The following is a 23976-nucleotide window of genomic DNA, read 5'->3' as shown; positions in this document are numbered from 1 at the left end:
GGACCCATGTCGTACGACGTCGAGAAGCCGGACGAGCAGTGGCGCGCGGAGCTGACCCCGTCCGAGTACGCCGTCCTCCGCCAGGCCGCCACGGAGCCCGCCTTCACCGGTGAGTACACCAACACCAAGACGAAGGGCGTCTACTCCTGCCGCGCCTGCGGCGCCGAACTCTTCACCTCCACCACCAAGTTCGAGTCCCACTGCGGCTGGCCGTCCTTCTACGACCCCAAGGACACCGACGCGGTGGAGCTCATCGAGGACCGCTCGCACGGCATGGTGCGGACCGAGGTGCGGTGTGCCCGGTGCGGTTCGCATCTCGGGCATGTCTTCGAGGGCGAGGGCTATCCGACGCCGACCGACCAGCGGTACTGCATCAACAGCATCGCGCTGCGGTTGACGGCGGACGAGGACTGACCGGCCGCGCTGGCACCGGGGATCCGGGTGTTCCTAGACTCGTAGGAGATGTCCGGCCCCGGCGGTCGGTCCTGCGGTGCGGGAAGGCGGTGTCGGTGTATGCCGTACGTCGCTGTGAGTGCGATCAGCCATCCCGGGCTGCTGCGTGAGCGGAACGAGGACAGTCTCGTCGCCGGGCCGTGGACGCTGTGCGCCACCGTGACCGAAAATCCGCAGACCCTGATCTTCCCGCTCGGCACGCCCCTGGTCGTCGCCGTGGCCGACGGGCTCGGCGGACATCCCGGCGGGGATGTGGCCAGCGCTCTGGTCGTCCGGCAGATCGCGTCCCTGGGGCCCGCGCTGAGCAGCGAGGTCGCCGTCCGGGAGGCGCTGAACGTCTGCAACCGCGCCGTGTTCCAGGCCGCCGGTGGTGAGAAGGGAGCCGACCTGCTCGGCATGGGGTCGACGATCGCCGGGGTCGTCGTACAGCCCGGCTCGCTGTTCGTGTTCAACGTGGGCGACAGCCGGGTCTTCGCGGCCTCCCCCGACGGGCTGCGCCAGCTGAGCGTCGACGACAGCCCGCCGCACCCGGCCGGGCAGACCACGGCCCTCGTCACCCAGTGCCTGGGCGGCTCGCCCGCCTACCGCGCCGTCGACCCCCATGTCACGTCCGAGACCATGGCACCCGGCGAGCGCTACCTCATCTGCTCGGACGGCCTGACGGACCCGCTCACCGAGGATGTGCTGGACGAGATCCTGCGCAAGCACGACGACGGCCGCGCGGCCTTCGAACTGTGGAAGGCCGCCATCGAGGCGGGCGGGCCCGACAACATCACGGTGGCGGTCGTGCGGGTCGAGGAGGAGTAGCGGGCGGACAGGCCGAACGGTCCGGGAGGACGGCGTGCCGCTCGGGACCGGGCGGCTGCTGTACGACGAGACGGCCACGGTCCGGGGTGGGTCAGATGGCCTTCGGTGACGCCTCGCGTGCGAGGGCGAGCACGAGCCGGGCCGTGGAGTTCACGAGCTCCGTGTCGATGGGCGTGCCCGGCACGAGCACCCGGTAGTACAGCGGGCCGAGCAGCAGATCCACCAGGTGGCCGAGAGCCCGGTCGTCGACGGTGAGCTCCGGGTCGCGGGCGAGGAGTTCGCGCAGGCCGGCCACGTCCCGGTCGCGTTGCTCCTTCAGGAACCCCGCGCGCAGTGCCGCCGCCGTGTCGCTCTCCAACTGCGCGTGGCCGAGCAGCGCCTGGAGGACACGGCCGGCCGGCTCGTCGAAGAAATCGGCCGTGCGCCGCAGCTGCGCCGCCAGGTTCTCCTCGGTGCCCGTGGCCTCGTCCGTGCGCCACTGAAGGGCCTCGCGGGCGTCGTCGGCGAGGGTGTCCAGGAGGATGTCGACCTTCGACTTCCACCAGCGGTAGATGGTCTGCTTGGCCACGCCCGCGCGCTGGGCGATGCCCTCGATGGTCAGCCCCGCGAACCCCTTCTCGACGAGGAGGTCGTCCGCCGCGTGCAGGACCGCCAGCCGGACGCTCTCGCTGCGGTGCGGGCCGGTCCGGCTGACGACCGTGGTCCGTTCGCCGGCCTGTCGTGGTTTCCGCGTGGCGCTGATGGTCCCGTCAACCTTTCGAGTCGTACGTTCGCTGAGATTCTGGCACAGGGGTGCGCCGTGAATCGGGGTGCTGGGGGCCCGGATCAGGCGGCCTTCCCGCGGGTTCGCACCAGGCTGAGCAGTACGCCGAGACAGAGCGCGGCGACCACCGCGCTGAACGTCTCACCGGCCGGGCGCAGGCCGGTCTCGCGGATCAGGACGCCCACGCCGATCGCGGGCACCGCGAGCATCGAGTACAGGATGGCGAAGAAGGTGGACACCGCCGCGCCCCGGTGCTGGGGAGCGCTGCGCGTGGTGATGCCGCCGATGCCGTGGCCGACCGCGATGCCGGTCGCCAGCCCGTTGACGGCGGCGCCGGCGAGCAGGGGTGCCAGAGCGCCGGTGGCCATCGACAGGGCGATCAGGCAGGCAGCGGCGATCAGCCCCGCGCAGGCCGCGGGCAGGGCGGTGGGGCGCCTGAGGGCGCGGACCAGGAGCTGGCCAAGGGCGGTGCAGGCGAAGGCGACGAAGACGACGAGGCCGGCCAGCGCATGGCTGGACTCGTGCCGGACCGTGCCCAGGAAGAGACCGGTGACGGCCGTGAGGACGCCGAGCACCGCGAACCCCGATCCGGCCGCCATCGCGCAGCGCAGGAAGTCCGAGCGGAACTCGCCGGGGACGTGCAGCGGCTGGAACCGCGGGGAGAAGCCGGACCGGTGCGTGGAGCTCTCCCCGTTCACCAGGACGCCGAGTACGCCGATGGTGGCCAGGGCGAGCATGACGACCCAGGGTGTGCGCAGTGGGGACGGGGCGACGTCGGCCAGGATGCCGGCCAGCAGCGTGCCGCAGGCGAGGCCCCCCATGTTCGCGAACAGCGCGATGGTGGCGGGCTTCACGCGCGCGTGTGGCCCGAGCCGCTCGGCGAGGGAGGCGGTCGCGGCGCCGGTCACCAGGGCCGCCGAGAGGCCGGAGACGACCCGGGCGACGAGCATGGCCCCGACGTTCTCGGCGACCAGGAAGACGCCTGCGGCGACCGCGGACAGCAGCGTGGCCGCGATGAGCACCGGGCGGCGTCCCACCTGGTCCGACAGTCGGCCGAAGACCAGCAGCCCGAGGACGACGCCGAGCGCGTACACGGCGAAGACCACGGTCACGGTGAAGGGCGTGAAGCCGAACTCCTCGCCGTAGAGCGGGTAGAGGGGGGTGGGTGCGGTGGTGCCGGCCATGGTGATCCATAAGGCGAAGGCCACGCTGCACGCGGCGAGTCGGCCGCCCTTCCCTCCCTCAGGCGTGGTGGGTGGATCGATCGCGCGGGCGGTTGGGTTCCTCACGGTGTGTCGCCTCTCATGAGCGGTCGCGGCTGGAAGACGCGCGGCAACCCCGAAACAAAGACAAGACTTACCGTTGCGTCTTGTCTGGAGACTAGACCACACGTTGCGTCTATTCAAAGGCGGCAGGTTCCTGACCGGCTCAGAGCATCTTGCGCTGGACCATGATCGACAGCACCAGCGCGCCCGGCAGCAGGGGTACCCAGACCGTCAGGACGCGGTAGCCGATGACCGTGGCCGCGGCGAGGCCCGTCGGGGCGCCGAAGGTGACCATCATGAACACCAGGGCCGCGTCCACGGGACCGATGCCGCCAGGCGCGGGCACGGCGCCCACGGCGGTGCTGGCGAGGAGGAGGGCGAGGGTCACCTGCGTCCAGGACAGCGGCAGGCCGAGCGCGAAGCCGACCGAGGCGATCACGCTCGCCTGGAGCAGCGGGGTGGCGGCCGCCCCGCCCCACAGGGCGAGGACGCGGGAGGGCCGGGTGTGCAGGATCCGGGCGTCCGTGAGGGCGGTGCGTACGAAGCAGACGAGGGGGCGACGGAGCGGTCGTACGGCCGCCGCGAGGATGCCCGCCGTGGCGAGGGCCGCCGTCACGCCGACGGCCACGAGGGCCAACGTCCGCCTGTCCGGGATGAGTTCGCCCAGGTGCAGCAGGTCGGGGAAGGCCACGAGGAAACCGAGCAGGACCGCCGTCTTCGCGATCGGCTTGACCAGCGAGTACAGGGCGAGCGAGGCGGTGCCCCGGGCCAGGGGTATGCCCTGGTTCTGCAGGAAGCGCAGGGTGACGGCGTGGGCGCCGATGCTCGCCGGCAGCACATGGTTGGCGGCGCCGGCCGCGAACTGCGATGCGAGCAGCGGGCCCGGCGGCAGCCGTTCCGGCAGGGCGCCCTGGCGGACGACCGCGGCGATCACCCAGCCCGTGCAGGTGAAGAAGAGGCCGGACAGCAGCCACCACGGGTCGGCGGAGGCGAGCCGGGCCGCCCCGTCATGGAAGGTGCGCCAGTCGGCCGCCGCCCATGCGCCGACCAGCAGGAGCGGGAGCAGGGTCAGCGCGTGGCGGGTGAGGTGTGCGGGGGCGAAGGGGGAGCGGGCCGGAGCGGGGGTGGCCGTGGCGGGCAGCGATCCGGGGAGATCGCTGAGCGGGAGCGAGGACACAGCGCGGTCGTCCTTCCGCGTCCCACCCGCGCGGACGCGGGGCGGACGGCTAGAGGGCGAGGCAGGAGGGGACGACCGAAACGTGCCCGTTCGACGTGACGCCGTGGTGTCCGGAAGCGGAAGCGGCGTCGGCGGGCGGGCGACGCGGCCGGGGGCGTTGGCCTGCCGTTACCGGCGGCGAGGTGTTTGTGGTGCTGCTGGGGTGCAGGGGGTGGTTGTCGTTCGTTGTCCGATTGGTTCCGTTACGGGTGCCGAACCCGTCGGCCGTGTACGCCCCTCCCGCCGCACCCGAGCCCCCGCCCTCACCGCATCCAGTGCCCGTCGGTACTCCACCCCAGAAAACGCCGAGCGCGCCCGCCGTCCGCCGTTCCGGCGGGGCCGAACGCGCCGCCCTCGGCGACCAGGAGCAGACCCGCCAGCGCGGGGGCCAGTCGCGCCGTGACGTGGGCGGGGTGGCGGGCGGCCTCCTCGTCCAGGCCGGCGACGACCCGCCGCTGTTCGTCGGGCGTGCACAAGGACAGGTGGAACACCATCTGGCGCCACGCGTACGCCGCGTCCTTGATCGTGGCCAGGGGGCGCGGGTTGTGGTGCACGCGGGCGGTCAGCCGGCCCACCGTGCCGAAGGCGTGGCGCGCCAGGTCGGCCCAGCCGGGCCGCGGGGCGATGCCCACCCGGTGGACCAGCGTGGCCAGGTTGTGCGTGGTGAGGATCTGCGCCTGCTCGATCACCGTGCCGTTGGCCGCCACGGACCCAGAGGCGGCCCCGGACGCATGGCCGGCCCGCTCGGCGCACAGCCGCGCGAACCCGGGGGACGTACGGGCGCCGTATGTACGGCTCAGCGCCGCGCCCGTCTCGGCGATCGCCAGGTTGCGGATTGCCTTGTAGTCGATGCCGTAGTAGCGCTCGTACAGCGTGCCGCCGAGCAGCTCGCCCGCGATCCGCGCCGCGGTGAGGAACTTGGGGCTGAAGGCGCCCATGAAGATGTCGGCCGCCAGCTCCTCCACGAACGGGGCGCCCAGATCGCCCTGGCGGGCGAGCACGCCGAGCTCGCGGACGAGCGGGTTGGGCAGGATCGTGCCCGGGAACGCCTGCACGGCCAGCTCGCCGAGCTGCCGCAGCACGGCGAGCGCACCGTCGCCGTCCGGCTGGCCCAGCACCGCGGCGCGCTGCCCGGACACCGCCCGTACCCAGGGCAGTTCCTCGACCCGCACCTGCCGTTCCAGGTTGAGCAGGAGCAGGGAGCGGCGGTTGCGGAACGCCCGGTAGTTCGCGGCCATCAGCGTCCGCAGCGCCTCGTCGCGGAAGGCCTGCGCCGTGGTGGCGGCGACCAGCTGCGGTACCAGCTCGGTCATCACCTCGGCGGACGGGACGACGCCCCGCTCCACGAGCGTGCCGATCGGTGCGCTCAACGCGGCCTCGACCACCTGGCGGATCGCGGGCGGTACGGCAGCCCCGGCGGGCAGGCCGGTCTCCTGGCTCTCCTCCCGTGTGACCGCGGTGACGACGGGGCCGACATCGGCGATACCCGTCTCCTGGGGGAGTGCGGCGAGCCGGCTCAGCACCAGTTGGGCCAGGGCGTGGTGGGAGGGAAGCGCCGCCTGCGCGGCCTGGTTCCGGCGCAGGGCCGTGTGCGCTGCGGAGCCGGGCAGACCACGCCGCCGCACCATGGACGCCACGGCGTGCCGCAGCAGGCCGAGGCGGCGCGCGTCGAGTGGCCGTCCGGCGACGGTCTCCTCCAGCGCGCCGCGCAGAATGCCCAGGTTCTCCTTGGGGTTGCGGTGCTTGGTGCAGCGGGTGTGCTCCGCGGCCAGGGCCCGGTAGCGGTCGAGCAGGGCAGCGCCGCGTGCCGACCAGCCGAGGTCCGGGGCGAGTGCGAGCACCCGGCCCTCCCGGGCCGTCTCCAGCCAGTGGACGAGCAGTTCGTCGCCGAACGGCTGCCATACGGCGAGTGCCTCGCGCTGGGTCTCGACGGCCACGTGGGGCCGCCGCCGCACGAGGGTGTCGACGGCGTCGGAGACGGTGAGCCGGTGGACGGCCGTGCCGGCGTCCGCCGCACCGGCCTCCGGCGCGGGTCCGTCCGCCGGGCGGGGAAGGAAGCGCAGCCGGTCGGCGAACGGTTCCAGTTCCGCCGCGAGGTCCAGCGCCGCGTCCGTCTCCCCGTTCCGCACCAGCCAGGCCATGGTGAGCAGCGCGGCCTCCTCGGGCACCGCGATCTCGTAGTGGCCGCTGTCCAGCCGGGCCCACAGCCACTCGAGTCCCGCCTCGGTCAGACAGTGCGCGAAGAGCGCGCGCCGCTCGGCCGGCACTCCGAAACTCCGCGCGACCTCGGTCTCGTACGGCTGGAGCGGGCCGCCCGCGCCCGCGGTGCCCGTGGCGAAGCCGCCCCGCATCACCTCCGGGGTCACCCAGGCCGGCAGCCCGGCCACGGGGGTGCGGGAACCGACCGTCAGCCGACCCGCCGCCATCCCCGCGAGCACCGCCCGCCAGCGCTGCCCTCGCACCTCGGCGCGACGCCGGGTGTCGGCGTCCTCATGGGCCAGTGCGGTCGTGAAGGCCCTGGCCAGCTGGGCCGCCGCATAGGACGGGTCCGCGGTGAGGGGCTGCTGCTCAGCGTTGTCGTTCATAGCCGGCGTGGCAGGTTCCGCCCCTGCGCCCTCCGGGTCTCAAGCCCGGTGCTCTGCTGCTGAGCTACACGCCGATGAAGGACGACGGTAGACGTCGGGATGATCGCCGGACAACCGGATTTTCACAGCTGACCAGCTGCTGAATCAGCCATCCATCAGACGGTTGACTTTCGGCTGACCGAGCCAGAGCATTGCGGGGGTGAGCCACTTCGAGCATGTCTCCCTCGGGCCGACCACCGCGCTCCGCGCCGACCTGGACGAAGCCGCCCACCGCTGTCTCGTCGCCGGGTTCGACGGGGCCGCGAGCGTGCCGGACACCCTCAAGGAGCTCATCGACCGCGGCCTCGGCGGGGTCATCCTGTTCACCCGCAACGTCCGCGACGCCGAGCAGGTGCGCCGCCTCACGGACGAACTGCGCGCGATACGCCCCGACCTCCTCGTCGCCATCGACAACGAGGGCGGCGGCATCGGCCACCTGGTGCGCGCCGGCGCACCGGAGGTCCCCGGCTCCTACGCCCTCGGCGTCGTCGACGACCCGAACCTCACCGCCCGCTGCGCCGACGCGCTGGCCGGCCACCTCGCCACCCTCGGCATCACCGCCTCCTACGCCCCCGTGGCCGACCTCCAGCACCGGCCGGACAACCCGATCGTGCGCACCCGTTCCTTCGGCGCCGACCCCGAGCGCGCCGCCCGCCATCTGCGCGCCTGGATCACCGCCACCGAGGCCCGCGGCATAGCCTCCTGCGCCAAGCACTTCCCCGGCCACGGCGGCACCGTCACCGACAGCCACCACGGCATGGCCGTCGACCCGAGGCCGTACGACGAACTGCGCGCCGACCTCGAACCGTTCCGAGCGGCCGTCGCCGCGGGTGTGCCGATGCTGATGAGCGCCCATGTCGTGTTCCCGGCGCTCGACCCGAACCGGCCCGCGACCCTCAGCCGCCGCATCCTGGGCGACCTGCTCCGCCACGATCTCGGCTTCGACGGCGTACTCGTCAGCGACGCGCTGGAGATGAAGGCGATCGCCGACCGCTACGGCGAGGCGGCCGGCGCGCGCATCGCCCTCGCCGCCGGGGCCGACCAGGTCATCGTCGCCGTGGCGGACCTGGACACCACGCTGGCCTGCCGGGACGCGGTGCTCGACGGGCTGCGGACCGGAGTGCTGGCCCAGGAGCGGATCGAGGAGGCCGCGGGGCGGGTGCGGCGGCTCGCCACGCGCTATGCCACCCCGCCCGCCGACGTCGCCGACTGGGACGCCGAGGCCGGTCTCGCGGCCGCGCGTCGCGCCGTACGCAGCCGGGGCGTACCGGCCGCCGTACGCGGCGCCCATGTCGTCGACCTCTTCCCACCGCCGCACCCCGCGCTCAACTGGGGCGGCGAGGACCTGCTGACCGAGATCCGCGCCGCCGACCCCACGGCGACGGGGACCGCGGTGACCGGGGAGTGCGGCGCGGACCCGGACGCCCTCGTCGACGGCATCCTGCGCCGCTGCGGGACCGCACCCCTGGTCGTCGCCAGCTGTGACGCCGGGCTGCACCCCTGGCAGGCGCGGCTGCGGGACGGCCTGCTGGCCCGGCGCCCGGACGCGGTCCGGGTGGACACGGGACTGCCCGAGGGCGGTGTGCTGTGCTCGTACGGGCGCGGGCGGGTGAACCTGCGGGCCCTCGCCGAGCTGCTGACGGGCGTCACCGGCGGCTGACCGCCGGCCGGGGCCGTGCTCAGAGCGGCCGTACGACCTCCTTGATTCCCCGGGCCGCCAGGTACTCCGCGTCGTCCGCCCGGTCGGCCAGGACCACCGCCGGCCGGACACCATCCGTCCGCAACCCCATCCACGCCTCGAAGTACGCGCCGCCCGGACCGGACACCGACCGCGTGCCCGGCGTGCAGTCCAGGAGGAGAGCGGTGGCGCGGGGCTGGGGCGAGTGGGGCTCGGCGCGCAGGTCGGCGACCGTCTCCGCGAGGGCCTCGGCGATCGGCTTGGGGCGGCCCACGGGGTCGAACAGGCCCAGCGTGTACTCCAGTTCCGGGAAGTCGGCCAGCGAACGGTCCACGTCGTGTGAGCACCACCAGGTCACGCCCCACAGCCCCGTGCACTCCGCCGCGTTCCGTACGGTGGCGCGCGCGAAGTCCGGCGCGTCGGCGGCCGGGATGTGCGGCTCGGGCGCGCCCGTCTCCTGGACCCAGACGGGGCGGGCGGGGTCGGTGGCGTAGGCCTTGGCCAGCTCGGTGCCGTACTCGGCGAGGTGGCGCACCTGCGGGGAGCGCGGGCCGTAGCGGCGGGCGCAGGCGCCGGAGAACACCCAGGGGTGGACGGTGGTCAGATCGCCCTTGCGGGCGGAGGCCTCGGGGGTGAAGGGGTGGTCGTCGCCGTACCACGCTGCGTCGTACGCGGAGTGCGTGACCAGGCCGCCGTGCGCGCCGAGGCCGTCCCGGGCGGCGGTCAGCAGGGTGTCGAGGTAGCGGTCGACCTCGTCCGCCGTCACCGGGTTGTGCTCGACCAGGTTGTTGAGCTCGTTTCCGAGCTGGAGACCGAGGAGGTTGGGGCGGCCCGCGAGGGCGCGGCCGAGGGTGCGCAGGAGGGCGGCCTGGGCGTCGATGGCCTCGGGGTCCGTGAACACGTTGCGGTGGTGCCAGCTGCGGGTCCACTCCGGATAGAAGTCGAAGCTCGACAGGTGGCCCTGCACGCCGTCCACCATGACGTCGAGACCGGCCTCGCCGGCCAGGTCAACGAGGTGCGCCAGCTGGTCGACCGCGGTGGTGCGGACGAGGGTGCGGTTCGGCTGGAGCAGCGGCCAGAGGTGGAAGACGCGGACGTGGTCGAGGCCGAGCCCGGCTATCGCCTCCAGGTCGGCACGCGCGTGTGCCGGGTCGAAGTCGTGCCAGGAGTGGAACCAGCCGTGGCGGGGCGTGTAGTTGACGCCGAAGCGGAGCGTGCGGATGGGATCCTCCTCGGGTCCGGGCGTGTCCTCGGTCAGGGCCTGGCTCTTGTCCGTCGCGAATGTATCAACCACCATGGTCGCCAATGAATAGTGATTTGAACCAAACTTCGTCCGGTCGGGTACCGGCGTACGTCGTCGGCCTGGACGCCGGCGGCACCCGCACCCGCGCCGTCCTGGCGCCCCTGCGCGAGGGCGAGCCCGAGGGCGAGGGCGTCGGCGGGCCGGGCAACGCCCTGACCGTGCCCGGCGCGCAGCTCACCGAGCATCTCGTCGAGGCTGTCGCGGGCGCCGTTCCGGAGGGGCTGCGCGGCCGTGTCGTGGCCGTGGCGGGCGGGTTCGCCGGCGCCTCCCGGACCGCCCCGGACGAGCCGGGCCGGGTCAAGGCGCATGCCGCGCTCACCGTCGCGCTGCGTCGGCTCGGCATCGCCGCCGGCTCGGTCGAGATCCACAGCGACATCGAGGCCGCGTTCGCCTCCGCGCCCGGCAGCCCCGCCGACGGCCTCGCCCTGGTGGCCGGCACCGGCGCGGTCGCGGCGCGCATCACCGCACGCGCGTGCACCACGACCGCCGGCGGCGACGGCTGGCTGCTCGGCGACGACGGTGGCGGCTTCTGGATCGGGCGCGAGGCGGTGCGGGTGGCGCTGCGCATGGCCGACGGGCGGGGCGGGCCGACGGCGCTGGCCGCGTCGGTCGGGCGGGCGCTGGGCGTACCGCAGGACGTCCTGCCGGGTGAGGCTCCGGGACCGCACGCCCCAGGGCCTTGGACGCGGGCCCGGCGTGAGGCCTACCGCATGCACCTGCTCCCCGCCGTCATGGAGCGACCGCCGGTCCGGCTCGCCGAGTTCGCACCGCTGGTCGCCGAGGCCGCCCGGCACGAGGACGCCGTGGCCGAGGGGATCCTCGACACGGCCGCCGACCATCTCACCGGCTACGTCCGCGCCCTCGATCCCCGGCCAGGGGAGCGGGTCGTCGCCACGGGGGGCCTGCTCGGCCCCGAAGGACCGCTGACGGCGCCCCTCACCGTCCGTCTGCGGTCGCTCGGACTCACCCTCGACTGGGTCGCGGACGGCTCCTGGGGGGCGGTTGCTCTCGCGCGGCTCGCCGTCTGAACGCACCGACTGCCGGCCCGGAACGCTCGCACAAACCGCCCACCCGAACCGAACGCACGAAAGGGACCGGCCGCATGCCGACTCCGCGACACGGTGCCACCGAGGCCGAGCCCCAGCGTCTCGACGACAGCAACAGCCGCGACGGCCATCCGCAGGACGGCCCCGCCCCGCTCTACCGCGACCCCACCGCCCCCGTCGACACCCGAGTCCGCGACCTCCTCTCCCGCATGACCCTGCGCGAGAAGGTCGGCCAGCTCAACCAGCGCATGTACGGCTGGAACGCCTACCGCCGCACCCCCGACGGCGGCTACCAACTCACCGACGCCCTGTACGCCGAGACCGACCGCTTCGAGGGACTCGGCGCCCTGTACGGGCTCCAGCGCGCCGACGCCTGGTCCGGCGTCGACCACGGCGACGGCCCCGGTGCCGAGGACGCCGCGGCCCTCGCCGACCTGGTGCAGCGGCATGTCGTCGAGCGCAGCCGGCTGGGCATTCCCGCCCTGTTCGTCGAGGAGGTGCCGCACGGGCTCATGGCCCTGGACGCCACCGTCCTGCCGGTCAACCTGGCCGTCGGCGCGACCTGGGACCCCGAGCTGTACGAGCGGGCCGCCGCGCACGCCGCCGCCGAACTGCGCGCCCGGGGCGGGCATGTCGCGCTGGTCTCGGCACTCGACATCGCCCGCGACCCGCGCTGGGGACGTACGGAGGAGTGCTTCGGTGAGGACCCCTACCTGGCCGCCCGGTTGACGGAGGCCGTGGTCCGTGGCATGCAGGGCGCGGGGGAGCGGTTCGCCGCCGACAAGGCCCCCGTCGTCCTCAAGCACTTCGCCGGACAGGGCGCCACCGTCGGCGGCCGTAACTCAGCCGAGTCCGAGCTGGGGCTCCGGGAGCTGCACGAGATCCACCTCCCCGCCGCCCGCGCCGGAGTCCGAGCCGGTGCCGCCGCCGTCATGGCCGCGTACAACGAGGTCGACGGCCTGCCCTGCGCCGGCAACCGCACGCTGCTCACCGAACTTCTCAGAGAGCGCTGGGGGTTCGAGGGCCTCGTCATGGCGGACGGGCTCGCCGTCGACCGGCTGGCCCGCATCACCGGCGACAAGGTCTCCGCCGGGGCGCTCGCGCTGGCGGCCGGCGTCGACCTGAGCCTGTGGGACGAGGGCTTCACCCGTCTCGAGGAGGCCGTCGAGCGGGGCCTGGTGAGCGAGGGGACCCTCGACGCCGCCGTCGCCCGCGTCCTGCGCCTGAAGTTCCGCCTGGGCCTGTTCGACCGGCGGCAGGTCACCACCCCACCGCCCACCGGAGGCAGGGAGATCAGCGGTGCCCTCGCCCGGGCCGCCGTCACGCTGCTCCGCAACGACGGCGTCCTGCCGGTCCCGGCCTCCGTCTCGCGTATCGCCGTACTGGGCCCCCAATCGGCGATGACGGCCCACCAGTTGGGCGACTACACGGCTCCGCAACACCGCACCACGGGCACGAGCGTCCTCGACGCCCTGCGCACCCTCGCCCCACCCGGCGTCGACATCCGCCACGCCCCCGGCTGTGCCCTGACCGGCGCCGACCTCTCCGGCGTCCCCGAGGCCGTCGCCGCGGCCGCCGCCTCCGACGTGGCCGTGCTCGTGCTGGGCGGCAGCAGCGCCCGTACGCCCGACACGGAGTTCGACGCCAACGGAGCCGCGCGGACCGCCGTTTCCCACATGACCTGCGGTGAGGGTGCCGACCTGGCGGGGCTGGAGCTGGGCCGCGCCCAGTACGCACTCCTGGACGCCGTGGTCGCGACGGGCACGCCGACGGCGGTCGTCCTCGTCCAGGGCCGTCCGCACGTCGTGCCCGACACGGCCGGAGCGCTGCTCACCGCCTGGTATCCGGGGCCGTGGGGCGGCACGGCGATCGCCGAGGTGCTGCTCGGGTTCACCGAGCCCGTCGGCCGGCTGCCCCTCTCCGTACCTCGCTCGGCCGCCCAACTCCCCGTCTACTACAACCACAAGGACATCGAGTACGGCGGCTACGTGGACGAGAACGCCGAGCCGCGGTACTCCTTCGGGGACGGGCTGTCGTACACGACCTTCGCCTACGGTCCGCCCCGGCAGTCAGGGCGGACCGTCGAGGTCGACATCACCAACACAGGGCGGCGCCAAGGCCGTTCCGTCGCTCAGCTCTACCTGCGCCGACTGCGGACTCCCGTGTGGCCGCGCACGCTGGAGCTGTGCGGCTTCCAGGCCGTCGACCTGGCGCCGGGCGAGACCCGCACGGTCACGTTCCCGCTCGGTGCCGAGCTGCCCGGTACGGGCACCGTGGTCGAGTTCCGCGTCGCCGAGTCGGCACGGGCGGCACTGACCGCCATACCGACTCAGAGCTTCACGGCCCCCGAGGAAACCCCCCGGTAGAACCACCGCTGCGTGATCACGAACAGCACCAGCACCGGAATCACCGAGATCACCGACCCCGCCATCACCAGCCGCTGGTCGTACCCGAACGACGACGTCTGCAGCCGGGCCAGCCCCAGCGTCAGCGTGAAGTGCTCCTCGGAGCGCAGCACGATCAGCGGCCAGAGGAAGTCGTCCCAGGCGCTGATGAAGGTGTTGATGGTGACGACCAGGATCGCGCCGTAGGCGGAGGGCAGGTACAGGTGGCGGAATCGCTTCCACTCGCCCGCGCCGTCCAGCATCGCCGCGTCCTCGATCTCGCGCGGGACGGCGAGGAACGCGGCCCGCATGATGAGGACGTTGATGGCGGCGACGAAGCCGGGCAGCCAGACGCCGACGAGGTTGTCGACCAGACCGAGGTCCCGGATGCTGAGGAACAGCGAAACCATGATCGACTCGAACGGGAACATCATGGACGCCATCAGCAGCACCCACACCAGCTTGCGGCCCTTCCAGCCGGGCTTGGACAGCATGTAGCCGGCCATGGTGGAGAACACGAGCTGGCTGGTGATCGAGATGACCGCGACGAACAGGCTGTTCCTGATGTACGTCCACACCGGCACCTGGTCGAACACCTCGCGGTAGGCCCGCAGGGTCGGGTGGTGGGGGATGAGCGAGGCGCCCGCGCCGAAGACGTCCTCGCCGGCGCCCTTCAGGGACGACAGCACCTGCCACAGCAGCGGGCCGACGGTGATGAACAGGACGAAGACCAACAGCACGTAGCGGACGACGAGTTCGCGGGGGCGGCCGTAGTCGCGCCAGCGGGGCATCAGGCGTCGGCGCTGCACCGGGGCCGGCGCGCTCGTCACGCCCTCCGAAGCGGTCGTCATGCCTCGTCCTCCTTCGTGAGGCGCTGGGCGAGCAGCGTGAGGCCCAGGGTGAGTGCGAACAGAGCGACGCTGACCGCCGCGCCGTAGCCGGCGTTGCCGGTGAGCGGGTCGAGGCCGACGTCCCGGATGTAGAACGGGAGGGTGCGGTCGGCGCCGCCGGGGCCGCCGGTGGAGCCGCCGAGCATGTAGATCTCGGTGAAGACGCGCAGCGAGCCGATGCCGGTGAGGGTGCCCACCAGCATCATCGAGGTGCGTACGCCGGGCACGGTGACGTGCCAGAAGCGGCGTACCGCGCCGGCGCCGTCCACCGCCGCCGCCTCGTGCAGTTCCCTGGGCACGTTCCCCAGCGCGGCCAGATAGAAGATCATGTACCAGCCGAGGCCCTTCCACAGCGTCAGGCCCATCGCCGACAGCAGGATCAGCCACGAGTCGGAGAGGAAGGGAATCGCCTCGCGGATGAGGTGGGCCTTCTGGAGCCAGGTGTTGACCAGGCCCTGGTCGCTCAGCAGCCACTGCCAGCTCAGGCCGACGACCACGCTGGAGGCGAGGACCGGGGTGTAGAAGGCGAAGCGGAAGAAGCCGATGCCGGGGAGGTTCTTCTCCACCAGGACCGCGAGCAGCAGCGGCAGCAGGACCATCAGCGGAACGACGATCACCGCGTAGAGGATGCTGTTGCGGGTGGCCAGCCAGAAGTCCGAGTCCCCCAGCATCCGGGTGTAGTTGTCCAGGCCCACCACGTCGTACGCGCCGCCGAGCGGCTTGGCGTCGGTGAAGGACACCAGGATCGTGTTGAGGAACGGGAACACCCCGAAGACCGTCGTGCCGACGATCGCCGGGAGCATCCACAGCCAGGGCAGCCACCAGCGGCGGTACAGCGCCGCGCCCCCCGCGTCCGCCGTCGGGCCGGGGGTGACGGTGCGAAGGGCGCGGCGCAGGAACCCCGGCGGAGGGGGCGTCGGGGAAGCGCCGGGGCGCGGGGCGCCCGCCCCCGGGGGAGCGGGGACGGGCGCCTTGGCGGGTGCGGTGCGCTGAGCCATCGTCAGCTGCCCTGTTCGATCAGCTCGTTGGCCTTCGACTGGGCCTCGTCGAGGGCGTCCTGCGCGCTCTTCTTGCCCTGCATGGCGAGCTGGATCTGGGCGGAGACGGCGTTCAACTCGCCCGGCGTGAGGGCGATCTCGTCCGCCGTGGCGGTCTGCCGGTCACCGGCGACGATCTTGCGGGCCTCGGCGAACGGGTCGCCGCCCTCCACCTTCTGGAAGAACGGGTCCTTCAACGACTCCGTCGTCGAGGGGAAGATGACGACGTTCGGGTCCTTCGCCCACTCCAGCTGGTTCTCCGCGTTGGTCAGGAACTGTGCGAAGGCGAGTGCGGTCACCGCGTTCTTGCTGGTGGACGCGGTGCCGATGTACTGCGGGGCGCCGACGGTGTGGCCGAGGTCGTCCAGCATGTAGCGGGCGACGCCCGTCTTCTTGTAGATGGACGGGTTGTTCTGCTCGATGAAGCGCAGGAAGTTGGGGTTCGTCGAGCCGTAGACCAGCTTGCCCTGGCCGTACACGTTGGACGGGTCCTGGTTGGAGGACAGGGAGTCCTTCGGCATCGCGCCGGCCTTGTAGAGCCGGGTCATGCCCTCGACCCACTGCACGGTCTTCGGGTCGTCGGCGAAGGTGAACTTCTTGCCGTCGTCGGCGAGGACCTTGATGCCCATCTGCTGCCAGTCGGCCGGGATGCGCAGCGAGGGGTTGGCGAGGAAGGCGTAGTACTCGCCGTCGGAGGCCTTCGCTATCTTCTCGGCGTCGGCGAACAGACCGAGGATGGACGTCGGAGGTTTGGCCGGGTCCAGGCCCGCCTTCTTCATGAGATCGGTGTTGAAGGTCTGCACGATGCCGCCGGAGTACCAGGGCAGCACGCTGTGCACCTTGGTGCCGTCGGCCTCGGCGTAGGTGCTCGACTCCCACATCGACTCGGTGAACGGCTTACCCGCGTCGGGCGCCTTCTTGTCGAGGTTGAGCAGGTAGCCGTTCTTGGTCAGCGCCACCGCCGTGTTGACGTTGATGTTGACCACGTCCGGCAGCGTGCAGCCCTGCGCGTCGGCGACCAGGCGCTGGGTGAAGGTGGCGTCGCCGGGGTCGTCGATCCACTTCACCTTCGTGCCCGGGTGCTCCTTCTCGAAGGCGGCGATGACGCTGTTGAAGTAGCCACCGAAGTCTTTCTTCAGATTGGTCGTCTGGAAGGTGATGTCGCCCTTGATGTCCCCGGTGAGCGCCCCGTCCCCGACGTTCGCCTTGTCGACCTTGCAGCCGCCGGCGGTGGCCTCGCCCTCGTCGGAGCCGCCGCCGGAGAGGCCGCAGCCGGCGGCCGCGAGTGCCAGGGCGAGGAAACATGCCAGGGATCCGGGAAGTCTGCTTGCGCGCATGGGTGCCCTCCTGCGGCCGAACTGGGCGGCTGGTTCGCTGGTGTTCGCCGATAGTGGCTGGTTCAAATCACCAACTTGGACTTGGATTGATGAAAAGATGGACCAGGATTCATCGGAGGTCAATGGGTTGCCGTGTTGCTTTTACGTTCCGTTCAGTGCCGGTGCTCGTGGTCCTGGTGGGTCGGGTCGCCCGGGTGCTCGTGTCCTGGGGCGTACTCGACGCCGGTCCGCGCCTGGTCCAGCCAGGCGAAGAACGCGTACCGGGCTGCCGCCTGGCGCAGGTCCTGCGCTATGCCCTCGCGGGCCCCTTCGTACGGGAGGAAGTCCGCCGGGGTGGCCGATGTGCCATAGGGGTCGACGCCGCGCCTGAGGGCCTGCGGGGTGAGGTAGCGGTCGCGGTTGCGGTCGTAGTAGTCGCGTACGGCCTCCTCGGGAATGTGCTGCTCGTTCTCCAGCGTGGTGAGGAGGAGGCGTGCGGCGGGGGAGTGGGCGAGGGCTGCGGCGACGATGCTGCCGAGGTCGGCGACGTCTGCCTCCGGCACGGTGAGCGTGGTAGGCGGTTGCATCTCTGATGGGGTTGGCAGGCCGCGCTTCGTGCAGGTGCGGCGGGCGAGTTCGTCTATCAGTACTACTTGCGTTGCCCAGCGTCGGCGTTGGCGTTCCATCGAGAGTGCCGCGTTGTGTCGTCGTTCGGCTGCGGGTGCGTTGTGGCTGGTCGCGCAGTTCCCCGCGCCCCTTGGCGGCGTTGCCGAACCGCCTCTCAAAAAGGCCTCCACGCGTTCCTTCCGGATCTCTTCGCCGTGGACGCGAGCCGCGTAGTCGCTCGTCATGGCGTCACCTCCAGCTCCACCGCCGCCGTGTACGCCACGCACCCGTGCCAGCCGGCCTTCGCCATCAGCCAGTACGAACCCGGCGGTGCCGCGCCGCCGTCCACCTCGATCGCGTACTCCCCTTGCTCCCCTCCTGCCACGGTGAAGCCCTGGCAGCCCGGGGTCACGCCCGCCCAGGTTCCCCAGGAGGAGACGGCCCAGAGGGTGCCGTTGATCGGTCCTCGGGTCGTGTTGTGGAGGGTGACCGGGACGTGGGCCCGTTCGCCATGGCGTACGACGATCCGCTCAACTCCCAACCCCATCCGCAGCGTTGGGCCCCTGTGCCCGTCGCCCGCATCCAGCGGCACGACGTCCTCGTACGTCTGCCCGCCGTACCTCAGCCGGGCGGCGAGCCAGTGCCGCCCCGGCTCGGGGTCGGGCGGTGGTGTCACCGTGACCTCCGCGACCGTGAAACCGCCCGGCCCCAGCGCGTACGGCAGTTCGGCCGGCTCGACGGACCAGCCGGGCGGGACGTGCAGGCTGACCGTGCCCGACACCGGCGCGTCGGTCAGTTCCGAGCCGACCCGGACCGTCGCCGTGACGGGGCCGTCGGCGACGGTGAGCGTGGTCGGGGAGAGGTACACCGCGACCGGCATGTTGCCGCGCGGGGCGGGGCCGGAGTTGTGGAGCCAGTAGCGGGTCGCGATGGGCTGGGCGGGTTCGTGGGCGGCGATGCCGGGGCCGGGTGAGGTTTCACCCTGGGCGGTGGCCAGGACGGTGGCCACCTCGAAACCGGTCAGGTCGAGTTCGAGTGTCCCTTGATCGCCGGGCGTCAGTGGATCCCCCCGCCGCTCCAGTACATCCGCCCGCGCACCCTCCGTCCACTCCCGCGGCCCGCGTACCCGCGCCCGCACCGGCCGGCCGTTCACCTCGTGCACCCGTACGACGACCCCGCCGGCCGGATCAGCGGCTGCCACGCTCCCTCGTGCGAGCGGCGAGCCGGCCGCCTTGAGCGCGTCGAGCAGCACCTCCCCGGCGGGCTCGAGGCCCAACAGCACGGCCTTCCTGGGCAGTACGGCATCCTCGGCGGCCGTGTCCCTCAAGCGCGCCGTCAGCGGATGGTTGAAGGCGTGCCCGGCCTGCGGCAGCCGCAGCTCCCGCCAGTCGCCCGGGCCCGCGACCACGGCGTACTCGAAGGTGTGGGACCAGCGCTGGAGCTGGAAGCCGGAACCGTCGGGTGCCGTGCGCCTGGGCGGGTCGACCCAGAGGCCCGAGGGCCAGCCGGTGCAGGAGCGCATCAGGGACATGTAGAGGTCGCCCGACGAGGTGACCACACAGCCCGGCGTGCCCCGGTTCAGGACCGCGAAGCTGCGTCCGTCCCACGCGTCGCCGGGCGGAAGTGCTTCCCCGCCGCCCGCCGCCGTGGCCCGCAGGACCGCGTCGTCCAGGTCGGCGATCAGCGCGTCCACGGCCTTGGCGTCGTCCTCGGGGCGGGCGCCCGCCACCACGAGCAGCGGCAGCCGTTCCAGGTCGCGCAGGTCGGCGCCGGGCACCCACTCCTCGCGCAGCGAGGCGCGCGGTGCGACCCAGACGGCGGCCACGCCCCGTTCGGCGAGCTGCCGGCGCAGTTCCCGCCCGGCCGCCGGGTCCCAGCCGAGGGCCTCGGCGACCAGCGTGTTGCGCTCGGGCGCGCCGACCGCGATCCGGATGTCGGGCAGGTTGGAGTCGACCTCCAGGTCGCCGTAGCGCGGGCCCCCGGCGATCGTCGAGGTCGCCGTCACGCCCACGCGCACCAGGGCCGCCGCGAGCCCGGCGCCCAGCTCACCGGCGTCGTCCCAGGAGGCGTACACCAACTCGGCGACACCGATGGACCGTTCGCCGAGCGGCCGGCCGGAGCCGTCGGCGACCGCGACCCGGGCGGTGGAGCCCAGCCCGAACCAGGTGTTGGCCGGGTTGTCCAGCGTCCACGGGAACCTCTCGCTGTCGACTTCCACGAACCCGAAGCCGCGTCCGATCACCGCGTCCGCGACCTCGTGCACCGGCAGCCCGCCGCGCACGTCGGAGGGCCAGCGGACCCGGATGAGGCGGTCGGCGCCGTCGTAGCCGTCGATGGTCGTGGTGAGGTCGAGGCGGTCGACGCCCTTCCAGAGGGTGAGGCGCTGGGTGTAGTGGAAGAGGCCGAGGTCGGCGCGGACGGTGATCCGAGATCCGGCGGGGGAGTGCTCGACATCGATGTCCGCGGTGACGTCGCGGCTGCGGGCGGCCGTCGTGCCGGTCGGCGTGAGGTGCCAGGGGCCCTCGCCGAAGCGCGGGTGGCGTGCGTACTCCTCCTGCACGACCAGCTCGTTGCCGATGTCGCCGGGGCGCAGGAGTTCCCGGCCGTTCTCCGCCAGGGCGCGCAGGCCGCTGACGGCGCCGCCGCGCGCGGGGTCGACCGTCACCTCGTAGAACTCGTTGCGGATGGTGGTGCCTTCGCCGGGTGTCCACTCGGGGACCGTCCCCTCGGCCAGCGGTAGCGCCTTGAGGCCCATGCCGGGCACCTCCGGTACGACGACCCGGAGTTCGCCGTCCTCCCGCACGGCGGGCAGCGGCAGTCCGGTGTCGTCGAGGGGGACGAGCCCCGGGTCCTCGACCGCCAGGACGTCCCGCCGCTCCCAGGTCGCCGCGTTGAAGACCACCAAGTCCGGTGCACCGCCGGGTAGTTGGGCGACCTTGCGCGCGAGTGCGTCGGTGGCGTCAGCGTGTACCGTCTCGGCGAGGTCGTACAGCTCCCGCCAGCCGGTGAGCAGGTCGATGTAGACCTGGTCCGACTCCGAGCCGGTGATGGCGTCGTGATGGGCGCCGTAGATCAGCTGCCGCCAGGCCTTGTCGAGCGCCGCGTCCGGGTAGGGGTGCCCGGTGACGAGCGAGGCGAGTGTCGCCCAGGCCTCCGCGTCGGCGAGCAGCGTCTCGCCGTGGCGCTGGGCCTGCTTGGTGTCGATGTAGGAGACGTCCTTGCCGGTGTAGACCGGGTTCATGTCCCGCGTCTGCGGGGACGCCTTGCGGCCCTCCGCCGTCAGCTCCGAGCGCACGGCGGCGAAGAAGTCCCGGGGGATGCCGCTGATGAAGCGTGGCCAGACGTACCGGGCGTTCCAGTCCCGGTGGATGGCCATCACCCAGCGGCACGGCGGCGCGTAGTCACCGCCGACCGGCAGCAGGACGTTGCGGGTGAGCGCGACCTGCTTCAGCCCCTTGAACAGCCTGAGCGCGGCCGCCTCCGCCTCGGGGAGCGTGGGCGCGTTGTCGATCGCCCAGCCGGCGCCGTAGTGGTTGACCATGTAGGCGGTGAGGATCCCGCGCCCCGAGGGGGCGATCCAGTCGAACTCCGCCGGGAACTGCATCCGCTTCGGATCCCGGGGCTCCTCACCGAACACGGAGAGGGTGGGGCCCCACTGGTGGAAGGGCCCGCGCGCCCAGGAGCTGGAGCTCACACCCGCGTCCGCCATCAGCCCGGGAAACTGCGGATCGTGCCCGAACGCGTCCAGCTGCCAGGCCGTCTGAGGGGACGCCCCGATGATCCCGCGCTGGAAGCCGTCGCCGTACAGCGCGTTGCGTACGGTCGCCTCGGCGCCGGTGAGGTTGGTGTTCGGCTCGTTGTAGGTGCCGCCCATGATCTCGACGCGGACGGTCCGGATCAGCTGGCGCAGGAAGGCGCGCTCTTCAGGGAAGGCGTCCCAGTAGGGCTTGAGGTAGTCGACCTCGGCGAGCACGAAGGTGTACGCCGGGTCGCGCCGCGCCAGATCGCAGTGCGCCCGCACCAGGCTCATCCCGGACTGGCCGCGTGAGTCGAAGGTGCGGGCGGGCAGGCCGGTCGTGGCGGGGTCGTCGGCGACGTCCCAGGTCTCGGTGTAGGCGCCCTGGGTGTTCCACCAGACGGGGTCGTAGTGGAAGTGGCTGACCATGAACATGGTCCAACCGGGTTCGGCGGCCGTGAACGCGGCGGAGTTCTCCGCGGTGCGCGCCGGGTCGCCGGCGTCCTCCGCCGTGACCCTGACGTGCGTACGGTCGCCGGGGGCGAGGTCGGTCGTCACCGGTATCTCGGCGCGTGCGCTGCCGTCGTCTCCCGTGGCCACCTCGGCGGTGCCGTGGACACCCGGCCCCTCGACGGTGAGGCGTACCGTCCGGCCGGGGGTGTGTCCGACTTCGACGGCCACCACCTGGTGCGGATCGTCCTCGGTACCGACGAACAGTTCGGTCGACTCGACAGAGATGACGCGCATGGGGCTCCTACGAGTGCTCGTGGGGAGCCCCATCCTGGCACCGAAGGGATGATTCAAACAACCATCTCTGTGGCTTGTTGGTGGTTCATCCATGCAGTCCCGTACGGGTGCCGGGGCGGGAGCGCGGGCGGGCTCAGCGCGCCCGGCGCGACTTCACCGCGTGCTGCGGGGTGATGTGGTCGGTCAGCGCCAGGGAGGCGCTGGCGCGCTGGTAGGACACCTGGCCGACCCGGACGTAGAGGCAGTCGACGATCATCAGCACGGAGTGCCGGCCGCCGATGCTGCCGGTGCGGAAGCTGGTCTCCGAGGTCGCCGAGATGAGCCGGATGTCGGCGGCCTTGGCCAGCGGCGAGCGTGGGTCGGTGGTGATGGCGATGGTGGTCGCGCCCCGCTCCCTGGCCATCTCGAACGGTTCGAGCGTCTCGCGCGTGGCGCCGGAGTGGGAGATGCCTATGGCCACGTCGGCCGGGGTGAGCAGGGCCGCGGAGGTGGCCGCGCCGTGCACCTCCGTCCAGCCGCGGACCTGGCAGCCGATGCGGAACAGCCGGGTCTCCGTCTCCTGGGCCACCGCGCCGCTGCCGCCGACGCCGTAGACGTCGATGCGGCGGGCGCGGGCCAGGGCCTGGGCCGCCCGCTCCAGCGCGTCCAGGTCGATCCGGTCGATGGTCTGCTGGATCGCGCGCAGGTCCGCGCTGCCGACCACCTGGACGACCCGCTCGAGGCTGTCGTCGGGGGAGATGTCCGGGCCGATCTCGGCGGTGCCCCAGTCGGAGACCTCGCCGCGGCCGCGCTCCTGAGCCAGCTCGATCAGCAGATGCTGGTAGGAGTCGAGGCCGATGGCCCGGCAGAAGCGGGTCACCGTCGCCTGGGAGGTGCCGGTGCGGCGGCCCAGTTCGGCGGCCGAGCAGTGGGTGACGGCGGCCGGATCCTCCAGGATCAGCTCGCCGACCTTCCGTAGGGAGCCGGCCAGCCGGGGCAGCTCGGTTCGGATCAGTGTGGTGACGTCCGTCGGGGGCATGCAAAGAAGGTATCAGCCACCGTTTTTCCCTCAGATTGAATACCAGGACCGGGCGGGGCCCGGGCTCGTCGGCGGCGGCTCATTGCCCCTGCCATCCGGTGTGTGATTTATTGATTCATCGATGGAGGAGTACCAGGTGGTTCAATCCACCAGTGGGGAAGTGACGCGTGTCCGACCACTCCGTGAGCGCCCGGCGCTTCGCACACGAGAGCATGGCCGTCCTCGACCGCCTGACCGAGTCCGCCCGCGACGACGTGACCCGCGCCGCCGGGCTGATCGCCGACTGCGTGCGCGCGGACGGCGTGATCCAGGCCTTCGGCACCGGCCACTCCCAGGCCATCGTCCTCGAACTCGCCGGCCGGGCCGGCGGGCTGGTGCCGACGAACCGGCTGAGCATCGCCGACCTCGTCCTGTACGGCGGCGACTCCCCGAGCGTCCTCGACGACCCGCTCCTGGAGCGGCAGGCCGGCGTCGCCGCCCGCATCTACGACCTCGCCGTGCCGCGTCCCCAGGATCTCTTCGTCGTGATCTCCAACTCCGGGGTCAACAACGTGATCGTGGAGATGGCCCTGCACGCCCGGCACCACGGCCACCGCGTCCTCGCGATCACCTCCCTCACCCACACCCGCGCCGTCCCCGCCGGACACCCGAGCGGCAAGAAGCTCGCCGACCTCGCCGACGTCGTCCTCGACAACGCCGCACCGCGCGGCGACGCGCTGCTGGACCTCCCGGAGGGCGGCGCCGTCTGCGCCCTGTCCACGCTCACCGGCGTGATGCTCGTCCAGATGGCCGTGGCCGAGGCCTCCGCCCAGCTCATCGCCGCCGGGGAGCGCCCGCCGGTGTACGTCTCGGCCAATGTGCCGGGGGGCTTCGAGGGCAACCTGGAACTGGAGAAGCGGTACGCCGGACGGATCCGGCGCACCGCGAGCTAGGCCCTGTGGTCAAATTCCCGCCTGCCCGGCGACGCCTGGCACGCACTCCCCCAGAGGGGGGACCCCCAGCTGCGTTGCCGAACCGCCCACGTGGCTCCTCCCCCACGCTCGAACCGAGCTTCGCTCGGCTCGCGCGGGGGCACCCCCATCGAGGG

At 72.5% G+C, this 23976-nt stretch carries 17 protein-coding genes and 1 tRNA gene; 6 read left to right on the top strand and 12 right to left on the bottom strand.

Annotation, left to right across the window (positions count from 1 at the left end; genetic code table 11):
* The first annotated feature begins 6 nt into the window (after positions 1 to 6).
* Together msrB and IF78_RS0136555 are read left to right on the top strand one after the other, a co-directional pair.
* Entirely contained in the window at positions 7 to 414 is a 408-nt protein-coding gene (gene msrB, locus IF78_RS0136565) for a peptide-methionine (R)-S-oxide reductase MsrB (protein WP_031487035.1), read from the top strand.
* Positions 415 to 513: 99 nt separating this feature from the next.
* The gene (locus IF78_RS0136555) at positions 514 to 1260 is read left to right on the top strand and encodes a PP2C family protein-serine/threonine phosphatase (RefSeq protein ID WP_031487034.1); all 747 of its coding nucleotides are present in this window, start codon (positions 514 to 516) and stop codon (positions 1258 to 1260) included.
* A 91-nt stretch (positions 1261 to 1351) separates the two neighbouring features.
* Here the strand turns inward: IF78_RS0136555 and IF78_RS0136550 are convergent, their stop codons facing one another.
* The 5 genes from IF78_RS0136550 to IF78_RS0136530 form a co-directional block, all read right to left on the bottom strand.
* On the bottom strand, positions 1352 to 1906 hold the full coding sequence (locus IF78_RS0136550; protein ID WP_267882991.1) for a TetR/AcrR family transcriptional regulator: 555 nt from the start codon (positions 1904 to 1906) through the stop codon (positions 1352 to 1354).
* 179 nt (positions 1907 to 2085) lie between these two features.
* Positions 2086 to 3207 (bottom strand): MFS transporter, encoded by a 1122-nt coding sequence (locus tag IF78_RS0136545; protein ID WP_078662719.1) that lies wholly within the window; start codon positions 3205 to 3207, stop codon positions 2086 to 2088.
* A gap of 244 nt (positions 3208 to 3451) precedes the next feature.
* Positions 3452 to 4465 (bottom strand): lysylphosphatidylglycerol synthase transmembrane domain-containing protein, encoded by a 1014-nt coding sequence (locus tag IF78_RS0136540; protein WP_031487031.1) that lies wholly within the window; start codon positions 4463 to 4465, stop codon positions 3452 to 3454.
* A gap of 302 nt (positions 4466 to 4767) precedes the next feature.
* Positions 4768 to 7089, bottom strand: coding sequence for a coiled-coil domain-containing protein (locus tag IF78_RS0136535; protein ID WP_031487030.1), 2322 nt, complete (start codon positions 7087 to 7089; stop codon positions 4768 to 4770).
* Between the two features lie 2 nt (positions 7090 to 7091).
* Positions 7092 to 7163: transfer RNA gene (locus IF78_RS0136530), tRNA-Ser, on the bottom strand.
* Positions 7164 to 7288: 125 nt separating this feature from the next.
* On the opposite strand from IF78_RS0136530, the gene nagZ reads away from it, so the two are divergent.
* Positions 7289 to 8788, top strand: a complete 1500-nt coding sequence (gene nagZ / locus IF78_RS0136525) for a beta-N-acetylhexosaminidase (protein WP_031487029.1) — start codon at positions 7289 to 7291, stop codon at positions 8786 to 8788.
* A 19-nt stretch (positions 8789 to 8807) separates the two neighbouring features.
* On the opposite strand, the gene IF78_RS0136520 is transcribed toward nagZ, so the two are convergent.
* On the bottom strand, positions 8808 to 10103 hold the full coding sequence (locus tag IF78_RS0136520; RefSeq protein ID WP_031487028.1) for a glycoside hydrolase 5 family protein: 1296 nt from the start codon (positions 10101 to 10103) through the stop codon (positions 8808 to 8810).
* 8 nt (positions 10104 to 10111) lie between these two features.
* Here IF78_RS0136520 and IF78_RS0136515 point away from each other — a divergent pair, with 8 nt between their 5' ends.
* Entirely contained in the window at positions 10112 to 11137 is a 1026-nt protein-coding gene (locus tag IF78_RS0136515; protein ID WP_051828455.1) for a BadF/BadG/BcrA/BcrD ATPase family protein, read from the top strand.
* A 227-nt stretch (positions 11138 to 11364) separates the two neighbouring features.
* A complete protein-coding gene (locus IF78_RS0136510; protein WP_031487026.1) occupies positions 11365 to 13521 on the top strand; it encodes a glycoside hydrolase family 3 N-terminal domain-containing protein in 2157 nt (718 codons plus the stop codon).
* Here the strand turns inward: IF78_RS0136510 and IF78_RS0136505 are convergent.
* The 6 genes from IF78_RS0136505 to IF78_RS0136480 all read right to left on the bottom strand — a co-directional run bounded on the left by IF78_RS0136505 (position 13485) and on the right by IF78_RS0136480 (position 22889).
* Positions 13485 to 14390: a carbohydrate ABC transporter permease gene (locus tag IF78_RS0136505; RefSeq protein WP_031487025.1), complete on the bottom strand. Its 906-nt coding sequence runs from the start codon at positions 14388 to 14390 to the stop codon at positions 13485 to 13487. The genes IF78_RS0136510 and IF78_RS0136505 overlap by 37 nt on opposite strands.
* Positions 14387 to 15427, bottom strand: coding sequence for a carbohydrate ABC transporter permease (locus tag IF78_RS0136500; protein ID WP_031487024.1), 1041 nt, complete (start codon positions 15425 to 15427; stop codon positions 14387 to 14389). Before IF78_RS0136500 ends, IF78_RS0136505 begins: the two co-directional genes overlap by 4 nt.
* Before the next feature lie 2 nt (positions 15428 to 15429).
* Positions 15430 to 16803: an extracellular solute-binding protein gene (locus IF78_RS0136495; RefSeq protein WP_031487023.1), complete on the bottom strand. Its 1374-nt coding sequence runs from the start codon at positions 16801 to 16803 to the stop codon at positions 15430 to 15432.
* Between the two features lie 152 nt (positions 16804 to 16955).
* Positions 16956 to 17345 carry a hypothetical protein gene (locus IF78_RS50710; protein ID WP_324617301.1) on the bottom strand — a complete coding sequence of 130 codons (390 nt, stop codon included), beginning with the start codon at positions 17343 to 17345 and terminating at the stop codon, positions 16956 to 16958.
* 284 nt (positions 17346 to 17629) lie between these two features.
* On the bottom strand, positions 17630 to 21871 hold the full coding sequence (locus tag IF78_RS0136485) for a glycoside hydrolase family 38 N-terminal domain-containing protein (RefSeq protein WP_031487021.1): 4242 nt from the start codon (positions 21869 to 21871) through the stop codon (positions 17630 to 17632).
* 133 nt (positions 21872 to 22004) lie between these two features.
* Complete coding sequence (locus IF78_RS0136480) at positions 22005 to 22889, bottom strand: MurR/RpiR family transcriptional regulator (protein WP_031487020.1); 885 nt, start codon at positions 22887 to 22889, stop codon at positions 22005 to 22007.
* 167 nt (positions 22890 to 23056) lie between these two features.
* On the opposite strand from IF78_RS0136480, the gene IF78_RS0136475 reads away from it, so the two are divergent.
* A complete protein-coding gene (locus tag IF78_RS0136475; protein ID WP_031498637.1) occupies positions 23057 to 23821 on the top strand; it encodes a sugar isomerase domain-containing protein in 765 nt (254 codons plus the stop codon).
* Positions 23822 to 23976: the final 155 nt, after the last annotated feature.

The sequence above is a fragment of the Streptomyces bicolor genome (genome assembly GCF_000719285.1).
GTDB lineage: Bacteria > Actinomycetota > Actinomycetes > Streptomycetales > Streptomycetaceae > Streptomyces > Streptomyces bicolor.
The sequence above is the reverse complement of the archived record's forward strand: the minus strand, read 5'-3'. Positions and strand labels throughout refer to the sequence as shown.

Excerpts from the sequence above, each read along its gene's own strand:
- IF78_RS0136545 (WP_078662719.1), bottom strand. The coding sequence starts at position 3,207 with ATGGCCGGCACCACCGCACCCACCCCCCTCTACCCGCTCTACGGCGAG.
- IF78_RS0136480 (WP_031487020.1), bottom strand. The coding sequence starts at position 22,889 with ATGCCCCCGACGGACGTCACCACACTGATCCGAACCGAGCTGCCCCGG.
- IF78_RS0136485 (WP_031487021.1), bottom strand. The coding sequence starts at position 21,871 with ATGCGCGTCATCTCTGTCGAGTCGACCGAACTGTTCGTCGGTACCGAG.
- msrB (WP_031487035.1), top strand. The coding sequence starts at position 7 with ATGTCGTACGACGTCGAGAAGCCGGACGAGCAGTGGCGCGCGGAGCTG.
- IF78_RS0136520 (WP_031487028.1), bottom strand. The coding sequence starts at position 10,103 with ATGGTGGTTGATACATTCGCGACGGACAAGAGCCAGGCCCTGACCGAG.
- IF78_RS0136555 (WP_031487034.1), top strand. The coding sequence starts at position 514 with ATGCCGTACGTCGCTGTGAGTGCGATCAGCCATCCCGGGCTGCTGCGT.
- IF78_RS0136510 (WP_031487026.1), top strand. The coding sequence starts at position 11,365 with ATGACCCTGCGCGAGAAGGTCGGCCAGCTCAACCAGCGCATGTACGGC.
- IF78_RS0136515 (WP_051828455.1), top strand. The coding sequence starts at position 10,112 with ATGAATAGTGATTTGAACCAAACTTCGTCCGGTCGGGTACCGGCGTAC.
- IF78_RS0136505 (WP_031487025.1), bottom strand. The coding sequence starts at position 14,390 with ATGACGACCGCTTCGGAGGGCGTGACGAGCGCGCCGGCCCCGGTGCAG.
- IF78_RS0136500 (WP_031487024.1), bottom strand. The coding sequence starts at position 15,427 with ATGGCTCAGCGCACCGCACCCGCCAAGGCGCCCGTCCCCGCTCCCCCG.
- IF78_RS0136535 (WP_031487030.1), bottom strand. The coding sequence starts at position 7,089 with ATGAACGACAACGCTGAGCAGCAGCCCCTCACCGCGGACCCGTCCTAT.
- IF78_RS0136495 (WP_031487023.1), bottom strand. The coding sequence starts at position 16,803 with ATGCGCGCAAGCAGACTTCCCGGATCCCTGGCATGTTTCCTCGCCCTG.